Source organism: Bradyrhizobium uaiense, from assembly GCF_010811875.1.
Classification (GTDB): Bacteria; Pseudomonadota; Alphaproteobacteria; order Rhizobiales; family Xanthobacteraceae; genus Bradyrhizobium; species Bradyrhizobium uaiense.
In genome coordinates this window covers 1-601 of record NZ_VKHP01000560.1, presented here as the reverse complement: position 1 = coordinate 601, position 601 = coordinate 1, and the positions used below count along the sequence as shown (strand labels likewise).

At 60.4% G+C, this 601-nt stretch carries 1 protein-coding gene; it reads left to right on the top strand.

What is annotated here, in order from left to right; genetic code table 11:
• The coding region (locus FNJ47_RS46470; RefSeq protein ID WP_163163512.1) for a transposase at positions 1–333 on the top strand (333 nt) is incomplete at its 5' end.
• Positions 334–601 lie beyond the last annotated feature (268 nt).

Below are 601 nucleotides of genomic sequence, written 5' to 3'. Positions count from 1 at the left end.
GCTGATCCCAAGGCTTTCCGATCGGGACGAGACTTCTCGGCGTGGGTTGGGCTCGTGCCGAAGCAGAACTCGAGCGGAGGCAAGGACAAGCTTGGCAGTATCAGCAAACAAGGGGATCGCTATTTGCGCAGTCTGTTCACGGCCGGCGCGCTCGCCGTGATCCGCTATGCCAAGATCCATGGCACCGGTCATCGGCCTTGGCTCACTCGATTGTTGGCCCGGCGACCCACCAAGGTCGCCGCCATCGCGCTTGCCAACAAACTCGGCCGGATGGCTTGGGCGATGATGGCAAGAAACGAACGTTACAGTGAACCCGCCGCTCTCGCGGCATGACGAGACGAGATTACACCGGGCATCCGGTGTAACGTAACGGTTGGAAGGGCGAACAGCACTTAATGCAGCGCCGGTCGATCCGGCGATCAGGACAACCCACATGGGCCATGGCATCTTCGAATGCGTGCTTTTGACCGGGACCTGATCCGCGGAGGGCATTATGGCCAGCGGTCATGGGTACCGCGTCAACAGGCCGAACACATGGCTGCTCCGACCAATGCTGCAAAGTGAAGATTCTCCTTGCCAACCCGGAGCCGTCCACACATGG